The 18268-nt window shown below is 65.6% G+C and carries 22 protein-coding genes and 1 tRNA gene; 14 read left to right on the top strand and 9 right to left on the bottom strand.

The features are described from left to right. Both AAC645_RS09305 and AAC645_RS09310 read left to right on the top strand, forming a co-directional pair. Positions 1-173, top strand: a 173-nt coding sequence (locus AAC645_RS09305) for an adenylyl-sulfate kinase (protein ID WP_340315764.1), incomplete at its 5' end; no start/stop codon positions are given. A gap of 286 nt (positions 174-459) precedes the next feature. Further along, a tRNA-Arg gene (locus AAC645_RS09310) sits at positions 460-536 on the top strand. Positions 537-593: 57 nt separating this feature from the next. On the opposite strand, the gene AAC645_RS09315 is transcribed toward AAC645_RS09310, so the two are convergent. The 4 genes from AAC645_RS09315 to AAC645_RS09330 are packed head-to-tail and all read right to left on the bottom strand — an operon-like array spanning position 594 to position 2934. Then, a complete protein-coding gene (locus AAC645_RS09315; RefSeq protein WP_340315487.1) occupies positions 594-1061 on the bottom strand; it encodes a DUF1178 family protein in 468 nt (155 codons plus the stop codon). Continuing rightward, complete coding sequence (locus AAC645_RS09320) at positions 1058-1885, bottom strand: carbon-nitrogen hydrolase family protein (RefSeq protein WP_340315488.1); 828 nt, start codon at positions 1883-1885, stop codon at positions 1058-1060. The genes AAC645_RS09315 and AAC645_RS09320 overlap by 4 nt, the downstream gene beginning before the upstream one ends. Continuing rightward, positions 1885-2142 carry a glutaredoxin 3 gene (gene grxC / locus AAC645_RS09325; RefSeq protein ID WP_340315490.1) on the bottom strand — a complete coding sequence of 86 codons (258 nt, stop codon included), beginning with the start codon at positions 2140-2142 and terminating at the stop codon, positions 1885-1887. Before grxC ends, AAC645_RS09320 begins: the two co-directional genes overlap by 1 nt. A gap of 48 nt (positions 2143-2190) precedes the next feature. Further along, positions 2191-2934: a ComF family protein gene (locus AAC645_RS09330; protein WP_340315492.1), complete on the bottom strand. Its 744-nt coding sequence runs from the start codon at positions 2932-2934 to the stop codon at positions 2191-2193. Positions 2935-2976: 42 nt separating this feature from the next. Between AAC645_RS09330 and AAC645_RS09335 the strand changes: the two genes are divergently transcribed. The 4 genes from AAC645_RS09335 (at position 2977) to AAC645_RS09350 (ending at position 7750) form a co-directional block, all read left to right on the top strand. Further along, positions 2977-3837 carry a methyltransferase domain-containing protein gene (locus AAC645_RS09335; RefSeq protein WP_340315493.1) on the top strand — a complete coding sequence of 287 codons (861 nt, stop codon included), beginning with the start codon at positions 2977-2979 and terminating at the stop codon, positions 3835-3837. A 52-nt stretch (positions 3838-3889) separates the two neighbouring features. Then, positions 3890-5038, top strand: coding sequence for an epoxide hydrolase family protein (locus AAC645_RS09340; RefSeq protein ID WP_340315494.1), 1149 nt, complete (start codon positions 3890-3892; stop codon positions 5036-5038). A 195-nt stretch (positions 5039-5233) separates the two neighbouring features. Beyond that, a complete protein-coding gene (locus AAC645_RS09345) occupies positions 5234-6775 on the top strand; it encodes a 2-isopropylmalate synthase (RefSeq protein WP_340315496.1) in 1542 nt (513 codons plus the stop codon). Positions 6776-6814: 39 nt separating this feature from the next. Next, on the top strand, positions 6815-7750 hold the full coding sequence (locus AAC645_RS09350; RefSeq protein WP_340315497.1) for a DMT family transporter: 936 nt from the start codon (positions 6815-6817) through the stop codon (positions 7748-7750). A gap of 9 nt (positions 7751-7759) precedes the next feature. On the opposite strand, the gene AAC645_RS09355 is transcribed toward AAC645_RS09350, so the two are convergent. Both AAC645_RS09355 and AAC645_RS09360 read right to left on the bottom strand, forming a co-directional pair. After that, positions 7760-8515, bottom strand: coding sequence for a molybdopterin-binding protein (locus tag AAC645_RS09355; protein WP_340315498.1), 756 nt, complete (start codon positions 8513-8515; stop codon positions 7760-7762). After that, positions 8512-9384, bottom strand: a complete 873-nt coding sequence (locus AAC645_RS09360) for a cytochrome b/b6 domain-containing protein (RefSeq protein WP_340315499.1) — start codon at positions 9382-9384, stop codon at positions 8512-8514. The genes AAC645_RS09355 and AAC645_RS09360 overlap by 4 nt, the downstream gene beginning before the upstream one ends. A 129-nt stretch (positions 9385-9513) precedes the next feature. Here AAC645_RS09360 and AAC645_RS09365 point away from each other — a divergent pair, with 129 nt between their 5' ends. Continuing rightward, entirely contained in the window at positions 9514-9834 is a 321-nt protein-coding gene (locus tag AAC645_RS09365) for a PilZ domain-containing protein (protein WP_340315501.1), read from the top strand. A gap of 21 nt (positions 9835-9855) precedes the next feature. Here AAC645_RS09365 and hrcA read toward each other — a convergent pair whose 3' ends face one another. After that, a complete protein-coding gene (gene hrcA, locus AAC645_RS09370) occupies positions 9856-10884 on the bottom strand; it encodes a heat-inducible transcriptional repressor HrcA (protein WP_422785816.1) in 1029 nt (342 codons plus the stop codon). A gap of 113 nt (positions 10885-10997) precedes the next feature. Here hrcA and rph point away from each other — a divergent pair, with 113 nt between their 5' ends. The 3 genes from rph to hemW are packed head-to-tail and all read left to right on the top strand — an operon-like array spanning position 10998 to position 13512. After that, positions 10998-11714 carry a ribonuclease PH gene (gene rph / locus AAC645_RS09375; RefSeq protein ID WP_340315505.1) on the top strand — a complete coding sequence of 239 codons (717 nt, stop codon included), beginning with the start codon at positions 10998-11000 and terminating at the stop codon, positions 11712-11714. Further along, positions 11711-12343, top strand: coding sequence for an RdgB/HAM1 family non-canonical purine NTP pyrophosphatase (rdgB, locus tag AAC645_RS09380; protein WP_340315507.1), 633 nt, complete (start codon positions 11711-11713; stop codon positions 12341-12343). Before rph ends, rdgB begins: the two co-directional genes overlap by 4 nt. A gap of 2 nt (positions 12344-12345) precedes the next feature. Next, on the top strand, positions 12346-13512 hold the full coding sequence (hemW, locus tag AAC645_RS09385; protein ID WP_340315509.1) for a radical SAM family heme chaperone HemW: 1167 nt from the start codon (positions 12346-12348) through the stop codon (positions 13510-13512). 122 nt (positions 13513-13634) lie between these two features. On the opposite strand, the gene AAC645_RS09390 is transcribed toward hemW, so the two are convergent. Then, positions 13635-14819, bottom strand: coding sequence for a penicillin-binding protein activator (locus tag AAC645_RS09390; RefSeq protein ID WP_340315511.1), 1185 nt, complete (start codon positions 14817-14819; stop codon positions 13635-13637). Between the two features lie 12 nt (positions 14820-14831). On the opposite strand from AAC645_RS09390, the gene rsmI reads away from it, so the two are divergent. From rsmI to AAC645_RS09410, 4 genes are all read left to right on the top strand, one after another. Further along, the gene (gene rsmI, locus AAC645_RS09395) at positions 14832-15713 is read left to right on the top strand and encodes a 16S rRNA (cytidine(1402)-2'-O)-methyltransferase (protein ID WP_340315513.1); all 882 of its coding nucleotides are present in this window, start codon (positions 14832-14834) and stop codon (positions 15711-15713) included. After that, a complete protein-coding gene (locus tag AAC645_RS09400) occupies positions 15710-16060 on the top strand; it encodes a YraN family protein (RefSeq protein WP_340315514.1) in 351 nt (116 codons plus the stop codon). The genes rsmI and AAC645_RS09400 overlap by 4 nt, the downstream gene beginning before the upstream one ends. 82 nt (positions 16061-16142) lie before the next feature. Further along, positions 16143-17090, top strand: coding sequence for a glutathione synthase (gene gshB, locus AAC645_RS09405; protein WP_340315516.1), 948 nt, complete (start codon positions 16143-16145; stop codon positions 17088-17090). 12 nt (positions 17091-17102) lie between these two features. Further along, the gene (locus AAC645_RS09410; protein ID WP_340315517.1) at positions 17103-17702 is read left to right on the top strand and encodes a DedA family protein; all 600 of its coding nucleotides are present in this window, start codon (positions 17103-17105) and stop codon (positions 17700-17702) included. A gap of 19 nt (positions 17703-17721) precedes the next feature. Here the strand turns inward: AAC645_RS09410 and AAC645_RS09415 are convergent, their stop codons facing one another. Further along, positions 17722-18183, bottom strand: coding sequence for a DUF1465 family protein (locus AAC645_RS09415; protein WP_340315518.1), 462 nt, complete (start codon positions 18181-18183; stop codon positions 17722-17724). Positions 18184-18268 lie beyond the last annotated feature (85 nt).

Raw genomic sequence — 18268 nt, forward strand, 5'->3', positions numbered from 1 at the left:
GCGACGTCAAGGGCCTCTACAAGAAAGCCCGCGCCGGCGAGCTCAAGAACTTCACCGGCATAGACTCGCCGTATGAAGCCCCCGAAAATCCCGAGATCCGCATCGACACTACCAGCCTGTCCGCTGAAGCCGCCGCCGATACCATCATCGCACGCCTGCTCGACGAGGCATGATGAACGACGTCGAACTGGCTATCCACATCGCCGATGCCGCCGGACGCCCCGCTCGACACCCGCCAGGCCGGACGGCTCGGGCAGCCGGAATGGCAGACCCGACATGACAGAACATAGTGTTTCGAACCCGGGCTTGTGGCGATTCCGGAGGCCGGCTGGGGCTTTAGCCGATCTCAACCCGTTTCGATAAAACCAAATCAGATGGTTAGCTTACCCTGTTCGATTCTCTTCACCGCGCCGAGATGGCTGGACCGAATCATCTCGCGGGATTAGGAAGCGCCTCCATGGTTCCGTAGCTCAGCCGGATAGAGCGCCACTTTCCTAAAGTGGGCGTCGGGGGTTCGAGTCCCTCCGGGACCACCACACCCTCTCACTCCTCCTTCGACCACTTCGCTTCCGACGGATGTCGACGCGCCTCGCTCAGTTCTTGGTCTCGGGCGGCACCACCGGCAGCAGCAGCGGCGCGACAGGTACGCCCTCCTCGATCAGCGCCTTGGCTTCCTCGATCGTGGTCTGGCCGTGGATCGGCCGCACATCCTGCTCGCCCAGGTGCATCGAGCGCGCCTGGTCGGCAAAGCTGGGGCCGACATAGTCGGAGCCTTCGAGCATCCTTGCCTGCACCTCGGCCAGCTTTTTCACCATCGCCTTGAAGTCGGTAGGCGAAGGCACATTGGCGGCGGCAGGCACGACGGCGGTCGCGGTCTCGCGGCGGCTATTGCCCTTGGCCCCTACATTAGGCGCCATCACCGCCTTGTCGATATCCGTCGATCCGCAATAGGGACAACTCACCAGCCCGCGAGCCTTTTGCCCCTCATAGTCGGCGGATGAACCGAACCAGATCTCAAAGACATGGCCGGCATTTTTGCAGCTGAGATCGAAGACGATCATGCGCTGACCTCGACCGGCGCGATGGCGCGGCGGTGCTGGAGAACGGGCACTCGCGCCCGTATATCGGCAAGACGGGCCATATCCAGCTCGGCGAAACCAACGCCCTCGCCCTCGCCCATGTCGAGCAGTATCTCGCCCCATGGGTCGACCACCAGCGAATGGCCATAGGTGGCGCGACCGTCCTCATGCTCGCCGGATTGCGCCGCGGCGATCACGAACGCCCCCGCCTCGATCGCGCGGGCGCGCAGCAGAACATGCCAATGCGCCCGACCGGTCGGCACGGTGAACGCGGCCGGCACCGACAATAGCTCGGCGCCCGCATTGCTCAGCGCGCGGTAAAGATCCGGGAAGCGCATGTCGTAGCAGATCGAGAGTCCGATCCTGGCCCAAGGCGTCACCGCCACCACGCACCGTTCACCCGGCGCATAGGCCGTGGACTCGCGCCAGCTCTCCCCGGTTGGCAGATCGACGTCGAACAAATGGATCTTGTCGTACCGCGCGCGGATCGCGCCCTTGTCGTCGATGATGAAGCCGCGATTGACTAGCCGGCCGTCGGATCCGCCGGTCAGTGCCAGCGAACCTAGGTCGACCCAAAGGCCTGCGTCGGCCGCGGCGGCACGAACCGCCGCCAGCACCGGATCGCTTGCCTCATCCTGCAGATGCGCGGCAGCCCGAGCGCGCTTCTGGTCGAGCAGACCGGACATTTCGGGAGTGAACAGCATGTCCGCCCCGCCCGCCCTCGCCTGCCCTATCGCGTCGACGAGCGAGCGGGCATTGGCGGCGGGATCGATCCCCGTCCGGCTCTGGTGGACCGCAACGCGCATCAGGCGGTCAGCAACGGATCGAGCTTTCCGGCGCCATCGAGCGCGAAGATATCGTCGCAGCCGCCAATATGGTTGCCGTCGATAAATATCTGCGGGACGGTATAGCCGCCGTTCGCGCGTTGCAGCATCTCGGCGCGCTTCGGCCCGCCCGAACTGATGTCATATTCGTCGAACGCGACGCCCTTCACCTCGAGCAGCGCCTTGGCGCGGGAGCAATAGGGGCAGAAAGCCTTTGTGTAGATTTCGACTTTGGGCATGCAGCGGGGTCCTTCTCACCGTCGAAATGTTGTCGGCCCGCCGGAAAGTCAATGCGCCACATCCTCGTCGCGCACCACGCGCGCCCAGCAGAGCACCTCCACCCGCGCCGCACCGGCGCGTTTGAGCGCCCTTGCGCAGGCATTGACGGTGGCGCCGGTGGTGTAGACGTCGTCCACCAGCAGCACCGGCCGGCCGGCGACCGCCGCCTTGTCGCGCACGGCGAACGCGCCGCGCACCGCCCGCGCGCGGCGATCCGGACCCAGCCCACGCAGCATCGGCGTCGCTCGGGTGCGGGTCAGCGCGTCGAGCAGAAGGAGATGGCCGGATTTCGGGATCAGCGCGCGGGCGATCAACGCCGACTGATTGTAGCCGCGGGACCATATCCGCCAGCGGTGAAGTGGTACCGGCACTATCAGCCACTCGCCCTCGCGCGCCATGTGCCGGCGCATCTGCGCCGCCATGGTGCGGGCGATACCCGGTCGTCGCCCATATTTGAGCTTGAGCGCGAGCGCACGCGCGATTGCGCCATAGGCAACGGCCGCCCGCATCGCATCGATCGGCGGCGGATCGGCATGGCAGGCGCCGCATAGAGCGCCCGCGCCGGGATCGATCTCGAATGGCGCACCGCATCGAGCGCATTGCGGATCGCCCAGGAAAGCGAGTGCCGACCAGCAGTCGATGCAGAAGACGTCGACATCAGGTGTAATCGCACCGCAGCCAGGACAGCGCGGCGGCAGCGCGAACGCCACCCCTGCCCCGATCACCGCTTTGACGCCACCGATCAGCCCCATGGAGCCTTGTCACGCAACCACCCCCGCGGCACAAGCGCGGCGATGGATCAGCCCGAGATTTTCGACCGGACCATACGACGACTGCGGCGGGACCGCGCCGTGCCGATGTTCTCGGATCAGGGCTTCCTGATCGAACATATGGCGGACGAACTCGTCCAACGGCTCTCGATAGTGACGCGCGCGTTCGGCAGAGTCCTGGTGCTTGGCAGCTATGACGGGCGGCTGGCCGGGCGTTTTGCCGCGCCCGGACGCCGGATCGTCAGCGCCGATGCAGGTTTCGCCTTCGCCCGTGCCTCACGCGGCGTTCAATGCGACGAAGACCGCCTGCCCTTTGCCGATGCGAGCTTCGACCTGGTGGTGTCCGCTGGCGTGCTCGACAGCGTCAACGACGTCCCCGGCGCGCTCGCGCTGATCCGGCGGGTGCTGCGGCCGGACGGCCTGTTCCTGGCAGCCTTTGCCGGTGCCGGCAGCCTGACCTGGCTGAAATCCGCTACCCTAGCGGCCGACAGCGCAACGACTGGTGGCGCGGTGCCGCGCATCCATCCCCAGATCGATGTCCGTTCGGCGGGCGACCTGCTGTCACGCGCTGGGTTCGCGCTGCCGGTTGCCGACGGCGAGCGGCTCGACATCGGTTATGGCGATCCCCTCCGGCTGATGCGCGATCTGCGCGGGATGGCCGCCACCAATGTGCTGATCCAGCGCGCGCGCAAGGGGCCGGGGCGTGCCTGGCTCGTCGAACTGTTCCGGCAATTCCAGGCTGCCAGCGGTCCCGACGGGCGGCTGCGCGAGAGCTTCGAACTCATCTACCTCACCGGGTGGGCGCCCTCTCCCGATCAGCCAAAGCCTGCCCGGCGGGGCAGTGCAACCGCCTCGCTGGCGGAGGCGCTCCGCCCGAAGGCCTGATTGCCAGCGCGCCAGGCAGCACATAGGTTTCCAGCCACGTCACGGAGAAATCATGTCGATAATCGAAAGCTTCCAGCTCGCCGTTCCACAGGCAGACCTCGACGATCTTCATCGCCGGCTGGATCATGCCCGTTGGCCGGAAAAGGAGCCCGTGGACGACTGGTCGCAGGGCGCACCGCTCGCCAAGCTCCGGGCACTCTGCGAATATTGGCGCAATGGCTATGACTGGCGGCGCTGCGAAGCCCGGCTCAACGCGCTTGGCCAGTTCCGCGCCGAGATCGATGGCCTTCAGATCCACTTCATGCATGTCCGTTCCCCGCACCCCGATGCGTTGCCGCTGATCCTGACCCATGGCTGGCCCGGCTCGATCATCGAATTCCTGAAGGTGGTCGGCCCGTTGTCGAACCCCACCGCGCATGGCGGCAAGGCCGAGGATGCGTTCCACCTGATCGTCCCCTCGCTGCCCGGCTATGGTTTTTCCGGCAAGCCGGCGGAAACCGGCTGGGGCGTGATGCGCATCGCCCAGGCGTGGGCGACCCTGATGGAACGGCTCGGCTACGACCGCTATGTCGCGCAGGGCGGCGACTGGGGCTCTACGGTGACGACAAAACTCGGCGCCCTCGCCCCGGCAGGCCTGGCGGCGATTCACCTCAACATGGTCGTCGCTTTCCCCGATCCGGCCGATCAGTCCGAATGGACGGAGGGGGAGAAGGCCTGTTGGGAGTCGTTCATCAACTTCAAGAAGCAGGAGACCGGCTATTCGTCGGAGCAGATGACCCGACCGCAGACGATCGGCTACAGCCTCGTCGATTCTCCGGTCGGCCAAGCCGCCTGGATATACGAGAAATTCCGCGCCTGGACCGACTGCGGCGGTGATCCTGAAAATGTGCTGAGCCCCGACGAAATGCTCGACAATATCAGCCTCTACTGGCTGACGGGCAGCGGCGCCTCCTCCGCACGGCTCTATTGGGAAAGCATGGCCGACGGTTTCGTCCCGACGCAGGTGCTGGTGCCCACCGGATGCAGCATCTTCCCCAAGGAAATGGCGCGCGCCAGCAGGCGCTGGGCGGAACGCAACTACCGGAACATCGTCCACTGGAACGAACTCGACCGGGGCGGCCATTTCGCGGCGTTTGAGCAGCCGGATCTCTTCACCAGCGAAGTCCGTGCCTGTTTTCGGCCATTCCAGCAGGCGCGATGAATAGCCTATGGACTTGCAGAGCCTGTTGGCTGTATCAGCGCGGGGCAATGACGCGGTACACCGCCCTCCTCCTGCTTCGACTTACGCGCCCTTAGGCGCGCGTTTTCGCTTGGGGTCGACAGGCCCGGCAAGCCACGGCGTCTAGGGGTCAATGTTTCAGCCCGATATGACCACCCTGCAGCAGGAGCAGGTTCCGTGACCAGAATAATCAAGATTTTCGATACGACCTTGCGCGATGGCGAGCAGTCTCCCGGCTGCTCGATGAATCTCGAGGAGAAGCTGCAGGTCGCCGCCCAGCTGGAGGCGATGGGCGTCGACATCATCGAGGCGGGTTTTGCCATCGCTTCGCCCGGCGACTTCGAGGCGGTCTCCGAAGTCGCGCGCCAGTGCAAGCGCGCTACGGTCGCGAGCCTGGCGCGCGCCGCCAATGCCGACATCGAGCGCGCGTGGGAAGCGGTCCAACATGCTGTCTCACCGCGGATCCATACCTTCATCGCCACGTCGCCGCTGCACATGCGGGTCAAGCTCAACAAGTCCCCCGACGAAGTGCTGGAGGCTATCGACCGCACCGTCCGGCTGGCGCGCAACCTGTGCCCCGATGTCGAATGGTCGGCCGAGGACGCGACGCGTTCCGAACCGGACTTCCTGGCGCGAGCCATCGAAATCGCAATCGCCGCCGGGGCGCGGACGATCAACCTGCCGGACACCGTGGGCTATGCGACGCCGGAAACTTATAGCGCGATGTTCCGCGACATGATCAATCGCGTGCCCAACGCCGATCTCGCGACCTTTTCGACCCATTGCCATAATGATCTGGGCCTCGCGGTTGCCAACACGTTGGCGGCGGTGATGGCCGGTGCGGGTCAGGTCGAATCGACCATCAACGGCATCGGCGAGCGCGCCGGCAACGCCGCGGTCGAGGAGATCGCCATGGCGCTGAAGGTCCGCCACGACGTGATACCGGTCGCCACCAGCATCGTCTCGACCGAGATCACCCGCGCTTCGCGGCTGATTTCGGGCATCACCGGCTTCCAGGTACAGCCTAACAAGGCGATCGTCGGCGCCAACGCCTTCGCGCATGAGAGCGGCATCCACCAGGACGGCATGATCAAGGACAGCTCGACCTACGAGATCATGACCCCGGAGAGCGTCGGCCTGACCCAGTCCAGCTTGGTGATGGGCAAGCATTCGGGACGCGCCGCATTCCGCCAGAAGCTCGAGGAACTGGGCTATACGCTCGGCGATAACGCCTTCCAGGACGCCTTCGGCCGGTTCAAGCAACTCGCCGACGCCAAGAAGGCCGTCTATGACGAGGATATCGTCGCGCTGGTCGATGACGAGGTGCTGCGCGGCCACGATGCCATCCAGGTCCGCGAAGTCGAGATCTATTGCGGATCGAATGGGCCGCAGCGCGCGATCCTGACGCTCGAGATCGATGGCGAGGAGAAAACCGTCACCTCGCGCGGCAATGGGCCGGTCGATGCGCTGTTCAATGCGATCCGCCTGATCGTCCCGCACGACAGCTCGGTGCTCGAACGCTACGAAGTCCATGCCGTCACCGGCGGCACCGACGCACAGGCTGAGGTCTCGGTGCTGCTTTCGGAGCAGGGCCGCACCACTCGCGGGCGCGGCGCGCATCAGGACACGATGGTCGCCTCGGCCAAAGCCTATGTGAACGCGCTCAACAAGATGCTTGTGAAGCGCGGCCGCGCTCCCGTGGACCAAGCGGCAGGCTGAATCTCATCCCCTCCCGCGCGGGAGGGGAAAGGAATATCGATGGCTATCCGATCTACGCCGGCACAAAGGTGGCGGCTGACTGGCTTCGCCCTGTCCGCTGCCGGTGCGATGCTGTTCGCCATTAAGGGCGTGCTCATCAAGCTCATCTATGTCTACCCGATCGACAGCACCGGCTTGCTCGCGGTGCGCATGATGCTGTCGCTGCCGGTCTTCGCGACGGTGGGGCTGATCGAATGGCGGCGGCGGCCGCTCGACAAACGGCCGGACATGCACAGCATCGGGCTCGCCGCTATGGTGGGCATAATCGGTTATCATGTTTCGTCTTGGCTCGACTTCGAAGGCCTGGAGACGCTGGAGGCGCAGACCGAACGGCTGATCCTGTTCACCTATCCCTTTCTGGTGCTGCTGTTCGGGCGGGTGCTGCTCAAGCATCCGCTGCGGCTGCATGCGCTCGCGGGAGCATCGCTGAGCTATGCCGGACTGATTGTGATGTTCGGCGCGGACCCGGCTCGCCTGACGCCGCCGATGCTGAGCGGCGCCGCGCTGGTGCTGATGGCGGCGGCGGCCTTTGCGCTATACCAGATTTTCGCACGCGAGATGATCCTGCGCTGCGGGCCCGCGCTGTTCTCCGCCATTGCCATGAGCGCGGCCGGCCTGACCTTGATCCTGCAATTCCTCGCCACCCGGAGCATCTCGGTCCTGGCGCTGCCGACTGACGCGTGGCTGCTGATTTCCGCCCTGGCGATCTTCTCGACGATCATACCGACCTTCATGATGTCTGCCGGCACGGCGCGGATCGGCGCGCAGGGAACTGCGATCATCTCAACCCTGAGCCCGCTGGTCACGATCGTCCTGGCGATCATGGTGCTGGGCGAGCCCTTCGGACTGCCGGAAGCGGCGGGGACGGTGCTGGTGATCGGAGGCGTCGGCCTGTTCAGCTGGATCGAGAGCCGTAGGCCTGCCGCGCTGGGGTGAGTCGCGGGTTCAGATCCCCGCATACCAGGCATAGTCGTGATAATCCTCCCAGTAACCGCCCTTGCCGAGGCCGCGGCTGGCCAGGCTGTCCACCGCCTCGATCCGCTGGACATATTTGGCGTGCTTATAGCCGAGCTGCCGCTCGACCCTAAGCCGCAACGGTGCGCCGTTGCCCACCGGCAGGAGTTGCCGGTTCAGTCCCCAGGCTAGGATGGTTTGCGGATGTAAAGCGTCGATCAGGTCGATGCTCTCGTAATAGTCGGCCTGCGCGTAGCGGTCCGCGCAGTGGAAGATCAGGTAGCGCGCGCTGGATCGCAGCCCGGCTTGATCGAGCAGCAGCTTGAGCGGCACTCCGGTCCACTGACCGATGGCGCTCCAGCCTTCGACACAGTCGTGGCGAGTGATCTGCGTGCGGCGTGGCATGCCGCGGATCTGCGCCATCGAAAAGCTCTGTGGGCGCGCCACCAACCCATCCACGCTCAGCCGCCAGTCGGCGAAGTTGGACAGCCGGTGCGACTCGTAATCGGCGCCCGCGGGTTGACGGGTGCCATTGGACCGGAACACCGGCGACAGATCGGCGGCGCCGAATTCGCGCGCCAGCATCGTGCGGTCGCCTATGATCCGCTGCGCGCGCATCGTCAGCCCCTCCGCGCTTTGCAGCAGCGACCGCACGCCCGGATCGGCGTTGATCTTGTTGCAGCCCGACAGCAGCACGCCGCCAGCACCCGCGGCGAGCGAGCCGATCAATCCGCGCCGAGTGATCATGACTGGCGCTCCCCAGGCAGGCGGAAGCGGCCGGTGATCATCGAGCGCACCTCGTTATAGGGACCGGCCAGGATCACCATCAATAAGTGGACAAGGATGAAGACAATGAATCCAAGGGCGCACAGGAAGTGGATCGACCGCGCCGACTGCCGCCCGCCGAACAGATCGAGCAGCCAGGGCCAGGTAGCATCGACCGCCGGTGACATGGTCAGTCCGGTCAACACGATCAGCGGAAACAAGACAAATAACACAGAGAGATAGGCAAGCTTCTGAAGAATATTATAACGAAGCGCGGCCACGCCCGTCGGAAAGCGCAGCCGCGCATGGTCGCGGATATCATGCCAGATGTGCCGCGGGTGAAGTTCGTCTCGGCGCGGCAGCAGGTCGCGCTGCAGATGCCGGTTTATCAGGCTGACGAGCCAATATCCCAGCCCGGCAATCACCAGCACCCAGGCGAAGAAAAAATGCCACAGCCGAGCATCGGCCAGACTATAGCTGGAAGGGATCGTCGCCCACCACGGAAAGGCGCGGCGCTGCATTGCCCCCTGCGGATCCTTCCACAGGCCAAGCACACCGGTCGTCTCGATCTTCTTGCTGCCAAGCACGAAAATCCCACGATCGGCGGATGCTCCGATCTGCAGCCAAGCCTTGTCGGCATTGGCTCCGTATTGCCCCCAATATAGCCGTGGATGCGCGTTGAAGATCATCAGTCCGCTCATCAGCATGACGAAGATCGTGAACGCATTCACCCAGTGCCAAAGCCGCGTCGACAGCCGATGACGCACCACGACCTCGCCCGGCTTCGGTACCACGTCCGAAGCTGCAGGCGGGTTGGTGACCGTTACGGGAGCGATCGGCGGCTCGTTCATCGCGCGGTTCTACCACAGTGGCGGACATCAGGGGAAAAATGTCGTCAACTGCTCACATTAGCCATTCATTAGCGATAATTCCGATAGAAGCAGGATCGCAACGGAATCGATTCTGGGATCAGGGACCCCATGGCCTACGCCAGTGAACAAGTGGAAGCGAACGAGCGACGCCATGGCCGCTTTCGCATCATGCTCGCGGCAACCTTCTATTCGGTGCATGGCGAATCCAGCGGGGTGCTGCTCGACGTGTCGCAAGGCGGCGCGATGCTGAGCGCTTCGCCGCCCCCACCGGTGGGCTGCAGGCTGCTGCTTGAAAGGCAAAGCCTGGAGGTCCCTGGCATCGTCCGCTGGGTCGAAGGTAACCGATTCGGCGTCCAGTTCGAGGAGGCACTCAGCGAACCGGTGGTCATGGCGTTGGTGTCCAAGGGTGGGCAGCACAACAGCAACTGAGCTCTGCGCGGCGATAGTTGTTCAGGCCATCATCCGGGTCAGCGCCTGCGCGGTGAAATCGACCATCGGCACGATGCGGGCATAATTGAGCCGGGTCGGCCCTATAACGCCCACCACGCCCACGACACGGCCATCGGCACCGCGATAGGGGGCCGCGATGACCGAGGAGCCCGATAGCGAGAATAGCTTGTTCTCCGAACCGATAAAGATCTTCATCCCCTGCCCCGCACGGGCGCCTTCGAGCAGCCGAGCGATCTCCTCCTTGCTCTCTATCTCATCGAGCAGCTGGCGAACGCGCTCGAGATCGGCGGCCGCGGTGGGGTCGATCAGATTGGCCTGGCCGCGCACGATCAGCACTGGCCGGGCACTGCCGTCCTGAGACCAGACCGCAAGTCCCTGCGTCACCAGCGCCGCCGCCGCCTGGTCCAGCGCGACGCGTTCCCGGCCGATCTCCGCCTCCATCCGCGCGCGCGCCTCGCTGAGCGTCAGTCCCGCGAGCCGCTCGCTGATGAAATTGCCGGCCTCGACCAGCACCGAAGGCGGCAGGTCTGATGGAAGATCGACCACGCGATTTTCAACGCTGCCATCCTCGCCCACCAACACTGCGACCGCCTGCTGGCGCGACAGCGGTACGAAGCTGAACTGGCGCAGCACCGGCTCATAGCGGGGCACCAGCACGATCCCCGCACAAGCCGACAGGCCGGACAGCACCGCGCTTGTCTGCGCCAACGCCTCCTCGACGGGACTGCCGCGCGAAGCGCGCGCTTCGATCGCGGCGCGCTCCTCGGCCGAAGGCTCGGCCGTCTGCATCATGCCGTCGACGAACAGCCGCAGCCCGTTCTGGGTCGGCATCCGGCCAGCCGACGTGTGCGGCGCCTCGAGCAGTCCCAACTCTTCCAGGTCCTGCATCACGTTGCGGATCGACGCTGGGGAAAGGTTAAGCCCGGCAAGCTTTGATATCGTGCGCGATCCCACCGGGGTGCCCGACCCCAGATAGCTCTCGACCACGACGCGAAACACTTCGCGCGTGCGAGTCGACATTTCGGACATCGGCTGACTGTTCACGCGGCACAGATAGGGAAGCTGCGCGCGCTGCTCAACAGGCTTCCAACTTTCGTCGTCGGCTCCTAAGAGACCCGGCTCTTAACAATGAAGGAATCTCCATGCGCCCATCCGGCCGCACCCCCGATCAGATGCGCCCGATCAGCATCGAAACCGGCTTCACCGTCCACGCCGAAGGATCGGTCCTGATCGGCTTCGGCGGCACCAAGGTGCTCGTGACTGCATCGATCGATGAAAAGGTGCCGCCCTTCCTGCGCGGCAAGGGCCAGGGCTGGGTCACCGCCGAATATGGCATGCTGCCCCGCGCCACCCACACCCGCGGCAGCCGCGAGGCGGCGAAGGGCAAGCAGTCGGGCCGCACCCAGGAGATTCAGAGGCTGATCGGCCGCTCGCTACGCGCCGTGGTCGACATGACCAAGCTCGGCGAGCGGCAGATCGTGATCGACTGCGACGTGATCCAGGCAGATGGTGGAACCCGCACCGCCTCTATCTCTGGCGGATGGGTCGCGCTCAGGCTGGCCGTCGACAAGCTGATGGCGGCTGGGCAACTGACCGAGGATCCGATCATTGCCCAGGTCGCGGCGGTGTCTTGCGGCATCTATGAGGGTACTCCGGTGCTCGACCTCGATTATATCGAGGACTCGAACGCGCACGCCGACGCCAATTTCGTGTTGCTCGACGACGGCAATATCGCCGAGGCACAGGCGACCGCTGAGGGAGCCACCTATGATGAGGAGGCGCTGTTGAGACTGCTCCGGCTGGCACGCATCGGCTGCGGCGAGATCTTCGCCGCGCAGCGCAAGGCTGTCGGACGGTGAGCAACGTCGCCGAGATCCCGCATCGCAAGCTCGCCCCCGGCAAACTGGTGATCGCCAGCCATAACAAGGGCAAGCTGAGGGAAATCGGCGAACTGCTCGCACCCTTCGGAATCGAGACGGTCTCGGCGGGCGCGCTGGGCGTGCCCGAGCCGGAGGAAACCGGGGTCAGCTTCGTCGCCAATGCGGAACTCAAGGCGCGCTTCTCGGCGGACCTGACCGGCCTTCCTGCGCTCGCCGACGACAGCGGCCTGTGCGTCGAAGCGCTCGGCGGGGAACCGGGAATCTTTTCGGCGCGGTGGGCCGAGCTGGCGAATGGTCGGCGCGACTTCGACGAGGGCATGCGCCGCGTCCACGCCCGCCTGGTCGAACAGGGCGATGATGTGGGGCGCGATGCCCATTTCGTCTGCGCGCTGTCGATCGCCTGGCCAGATGGACATGTCGAAACCTTCGAAGGCCGTGTCGATGGCGTGCTGATCTGGCCGCCGCGTGGCGAAAACGGCTTCGGCTATGACGCGATGTTCCAGCCGCTCGGCCATGACGTCAGTTTCGGCGAGATGGATCCCGCTGCGAAACATGCGATCAGCCACCGCGCCGACGCGTTCGCCAAGCTGGTTGCGGCGGTTTTCTGACATTGGCCGCTTCCCTCGAAAGGGAGAGGGAAGCGGCGCTCGCCCTCTATGTTCATTGGCCGTTCTGCGTCTCCAAATGTCCCTATTGCGACTTCAACAGCCATGTCCGCGAAAGCGTCGACCAGGCGGCCTGGCGCGCGGCGCTGCTCAAGGACCTCGCGCATGAGGCGGCGGAGCTGCCTGGCCGCAGGCTGACGTCCATCTTCTTCGGCGGCGGAACCCCGTCGCTGATGCCGCCCGAGACGGTCGCCGCGCTGATCGATGCCGCCGCTGGCCTTTGGAGCGTCGCCGACGATATCGAGATCACGCTGGAAGCGAACCCGTCGTCGGTGGAAGCCGCGCGTTTCCATGATCTCGCACGGGCTGGCGTCAATCGCGTATCGCTGGGCCTCCAGGCGCTTGACGACGAGGCATTACACTATCTCGGCCGGGCTCATGACGTAGCGGAGGGGCTATCTGCGCTCGACACCGCGCAGCGCGCGTTCCGCCGCGTGAGCTTCGACCTGATCTACGCGCGGCCGGGGCAGACGCCGGACGCCTGGGACAGCGAGCTCGCCCGCGCCATAAGCTTCGGCACGGAGCACCTCTCGCTCTACCAGCTCACCATCGAACCGGGCACGCAGTTCGCGGCGCGTCTTGCCAAAGGCGAACTGGCGACACTCGACAGCGACCATGCGGCCGACCTGTTCGAACAGACCCGGGCGCGTACCGCCGCCGCGGGCCTGCCCGCCTATGAGATTTCGAACCACGCTCGCCCCGGGGCCGAGAGCCGCCACAATCTGACCTACTGGCGCTATGGCAGCTATGCCGGCATCGGGCCTGGAGCCCACGGCCGCCGCAACGGCATGGCCACCGTCAGGCGAAAGAAGCCGGAGAACTGGCTCAACCGCGTCGACGCGAACGGCCATGGCATCGAGCAGGAGGATAAGCTCAGTCCCGAAGCCCGCGCGCAGGAAGCGCTGCTGATGGGACTGCGGCTCGGCGAGGGTGTCGATCTGGCAAGGATTGCCGACGCCACCGGATTATCCGTGGAGCGCCTCGTGAAGGACGCCGCCGTGCAGCGGCTGACAAGGCAAGACCTACTGATATGTGAGAGTGACCTTCTTCAAGTTACCGAGGCCGGTATGCTGCTCCTCGATGCCATCCTCGCGGAGATTGTAGCGGTTTAGACACGTCCAGCCCTCCTCGTCATTCCGGCGGAGGCGGGAATCTCATGAGGATGAGGCGCGCCCTTGTCTCCTGAGATCCCGGCCTCCGCGGGGATGACGGAACAGGTTCTGATGCGATCGCCCTAATCCTTAAAATTCGCGGGCGCAGGCGACACCGTCTTCACCCCCGCGGGGCTCGCCTCGTCCACCTCCAGCGCGCGCTGCGCGACGCCGCTGAGGCCGAAGCGGAACGCGCCGTCGACGCCGACGAATCCGTCCTCGTCGCGCAGCCGGTCGGCGGGGAACCGCTCGGTCATCGGCCAGTCGCGAGCGATCTTAACGACCAGCAGCATCGAATCATAACCGAGGCTCGCAAGCCGGAATGGCGCCTTGCCGAACTGTCGGCGATAAGCTGCGGCCAGCTGACGATAGCGTGCGTCGGAAACGCTGGCGAACCACGCGCCGCCCAGCGCGGCGCTAGCGAGCGCGCCCGGCTCGGCCGCCCATAGCTCGGTGCCGAGGATGCGAGCCTGCGGGCTCGAGCTCTTGCGGATCAGCGGCGCCGCGCCGATCGCGAGCCGAGCATTATCGGCAATCAGCACGCCGTCATAGGCTTGGTTGCGGCCCAGCTCCGCAACGGCGCGTTCGAGCGCCTTGGCGTTGCGGGTATAGTTCTTCATCGCCACCAGATTGCCGCCGGCATTTTCGACCGAGCGGATCATCGCGGTCGATGCGTTACGGCCATAGACGCCGGTGGGCACCAGCGCTGCGAAACGGTGTACACCCCTGCCCTTGGCGTAGCGGACCACGCGATCGATCGATTGGGCCGGCGAAAAGCCCATCACGAATATGCCGTTGCCCGCGACCGAGGCGTCGTTGGAATAGGAGATCACCGGCACGCCGGCACTGCGCGCGGCGGGCGCCACCGCGGCCGCATCTTCGGACAGCAGCGGGCCGAGGAACAGCCTATTGCCGTCGGCGAGCGCGCGCTGCGCGGCACCCGCAGCGCCGGTCGCGGTGTCGTAGGTCGTCATCCGTACCGATTTGGTGCCGGTGTCGATCAGCGCCATCGTCGCGGCATTGGCGATGGACTGGCCCACCGCCGCGTTCGCGCCGGTCAGCGGTACCAGCAGAGCCACCCGATGGCGCAGCTGGTCCTGTGGTAATCCGCCTTGGTTCTGCGCTTCGGCCGGCCGCTCCGGTGCGACCGGACCCGGCCGGCCTTTGGGAATCATGCCGGTGCAGCTTGCCAGGAAAATCGACAGCCCGAGCGCCGCCTTTTTCAGAAATGCATATCGCGGTTGCCTGTAAGCGGGGGCGTCTGCCATCTACTCTGCCTTATGAACGCTATTGTCGACCAGGGTGCAGCCGACGCGCAAGCGTCCGAAGCACCCCTGCCCCCGGGCCTGTATATCGTGGCCACGCCAATCGGCAACTTGGGCGATCTTTCGCCGCGCGCCGCGTCGGTGCTCGCGCGCGCCGAGACGATCGCGGTCGAGGACAGCCGCGTCACCGCCAAGCTGCTCCACCGCATCGGCGCCAAGCGGCCGATGACGCCCTATCACGATCATAACGCCGACAAGGTGCGGCCCGGCCTGATCACGAGGATGGCGACGCAGGCGGTGGCGCTCGTCTCCGACGCAGGAACGCCGCTGATCTCCGATCCCGGCTACAAACTGGTGCGCGACGCGCGCGCGGCCGGGATCGCCGTAACCACCATCCCGGGCCCCTGCGCGGCGGTCGCGGCGCTGACGCTCGCCGGCCTGCCGACCGACCGCTTCTTCTTCCTCGGCTTCCTGCCCGCCAAGGAGAAGGCGCGCGAAGATGCAATCACAGAGGTTGCAGCGGTCCGCGCCACGCTGATCCTCTACGAATCCGGGCCACGCCTCGGCGCCACGCTGAAGGCGCTGGCGCAGGGGCTGGGCGAGCGCGACGCCGCGGTCGTGCGGGAGATCAGCAAGACCTTCGAGGAAGCCGTGACGGCGCCGCTGGCCGATCTGGCGGTGCGCTATGCCGATGTCGCGCCGAAGGGGGAGATCGTGGTGATCGTCGGGCCGCCCGGCCCCAGGCCCGCCGCAACCGCCGACGATGCCGACGTCCTGCTCCGAGCGGCGCTCGAGCATCTGCCGGTTGCCCGGGCCGCGGGCGAAGTCGCCAAGGCGACGGGCATCAACCGCCGCGAGCTCTACGCACGGGCGATGGCGATCAAGGACGGCGATTGAACCGCCGCGCCGCGGAGCAACAGGGCCGCTCCGGCGAGCGCATGGCAGCATGGTGGCTGCGGCTGCAGGGATGGCGTATCGTCGGCGAGCGGGTCCGCACGCACCGCGGCGAAGTCGACCTGATCGCCCGCCGCGGCCGAACCCTCGCCTTCATCGAGGTGAAGACCCGCGGCGATGCGGCCGCGCTCGCTCTGGCGATCGACGAATATCGACTGCGCCGCGTCATCGATGCGGCGCATGCGCTGGTCGCGCGCTATGGCGCAGGCGCGGAAAATATCCGGATCGATGTGATGCTGGTGCGGCCATGGCGGGTGCCGGTGCATCTCAAGAATGTGTGGCATGGCTGACCGCTTCCGCCGGCTTTCAGGAGGGGTAGTAAGTCGACGCCTCACCCCCTAGTTACACCTCCGAACCTTCCGGAGCCTGCTTATGCCGCTGAATGTCGCCGTCCAGATGGACCCCCTGGAGACGATCAACATCGCGGGCGATTCGACCTTCGCGATCATGCTCAGCGCGCTCCAGCGCGGACACAGGCTGTGGCACTACCAGGCAGGCGATATCTGCTACCGCGATGGCCGCGTCTCGGCGCCGGCCCGGCCGATCCTGCGGCTGCAACGCATGAAGGGCGATCATTTCGAGGTCGGCGAGCCGGTCCTGCTCGATCTCATCGATGACGTGGACGTGGTGCTGATGCGGCAGGACCCGCCGTTCGACCTCGCTTATATCACCGCCACGCACCTGCTCGAACGGATTCAGCCGCACACGTTGGTCGTCAACGATCCCGCCTCGGTGCGCAATGCGCCCGAGAAGCTGTTCGTGCTGGACTATGCGCAGTTCATGCCGCCGACGATGATCACCCGGCGGCTCGAAGATGCCCGCGCTTTCCACGAACTGCACGGCGAGGTGGTCGTCAAGCCGCTCTACGGCAATGCCGGCTCTGCGGTATTCCATGTCGGGCGCAACGACGCCAACCTCGCCGCGCTGACCGAGCTGTTCGGCCAGGTGTGGCGCGAACCGTTCATGGTGCAGGCCTTCCTGCCGGACGTATCCAAGGGCGACAAGCGGATCGTCCTGATCGACGGTAAGGTCGCCGGCGCGATCAACCGGCTGCCCAAGGCCGGCGAGATCCGCTCGAACCTCGCGGCCGGCGGCCGCGCCGATGCGACCCAGCTGTCGGCGCGTGAGATCGAGATATGCGATGCGCTCGGCCCCGATCTAGCGGCGCGGGGGCTGCTGTTCGTCGGCATCGACGTCATCGCCGGGCATCTGACCGAAATTAACGTCACCTCGCCGACCGGGATCGTCGCGATCGACACTTTCAACGGAAGCGACACACCGGCGCTGATATGGGACGCGATCGAGTCGAAGGTAGCGTAGCGAGGCGCAGGCATGACCGACTGGGTACAGGAGATGATTGCGCAGAGCGGTTATCTCGGCGTTTTCCTGCTGATGCTGGGCGAAACGATATTCCCGCCGATCCCCTCCGAAGTGATCATGTCGATGGCCGGATTGCAGGCCGCCAAGGGTAATATGTCGCTCGCCTGGGCGATCCTGGCGGGCACCGCGGGTGCGATGGTCGGCAACATCGTCTGGTACCTGGCCGCGCGCGCACTTGGGCTCGATCGCTTCAAGCCGTTGATCGACCGCCATGGCCGCTGGCTGGCCATGGACTGGGCCGAAGTCGATCGCGGCGAGCGCTGGTTCTCTCGCTATGGCTATCTCTTCACGTGCATCGGGCGGATGATGCCGACGATCCGCTCGCTGGTCTCGGTACCGGCCGGGCTGATGCGGATGCGCTTCCTGCCCTTCGCGATCTGGTCCTCGGTGGGCACGCTGGGCTGGTCGGCAATGCTCGCGACCGGCGGCTGGATTCTCGGCACCCGCTTCGCCGAGATGGAGGCATGGCTTGGGCTTGCCTCGACACTGCTGCTGATCGCGCTCGGCGCCTGGTACCTTTGGCGCGTGCTGACCTGGCGCCGGTCGCGCTGATCCGGATCGGTTCAGCCGCTTAGAAAGCGCGTTGCAGCCGGTCGAGCAGGCTACGCGCCGGGCTGTTGCCAGAGATCGATTCACGCGGCTCGGCTTCGAGACGACGGACGCGGGCGTAGAGATCCTGGCTGGCGTCGATCAGCACGATCGCGGCGGCCGGCAAGCCTTCAGCGGACGCTGCGTCGGTCGCCGTGGCATCGCCCAGCCGCCGTGCGGACGCGGCGGCCTCTTCGTCGTCCATCTGGCCGAGTTCGATCGCACGTTCGGTGAGCAGCCAGGCGAGCACATGCATCAGCCGGGTGGTGATTTTGAGCGATTCGCAGCTCAGCGTAACTCGCGTCAGCGGATCGAGCGCTTCCCGGTCGGCGCGGCCCTGATGATCGAAATAGGCACGAGCTTCGTCCGCGAGGACCATCGCTTCGGTGTAAAGGCCGTTGACGAGACGCCCGCGCAGCCGAATCTCTTTGGGGCCTGTATTCATGGGCGATGCATGACACAGACCCGCAAGGCGCGGAATGCGAAAAGTAGGTTAAGACGGCCAGCCTGTGCCGAAACGGGTCGGCCGC

The sequence above is a fragment of the Rhizorhabdus argentea genome, from assembly GCF_037861105.1.
In the GTDB taxonomy this organism is placed as follows: domain Bacteria; phylum Pseudomonadota; class Alphaproteobacteria; order Sphingomonadales; family Sphingomonadaceae; genus Rhizorhabdus; species Rhizorhabdus argentea.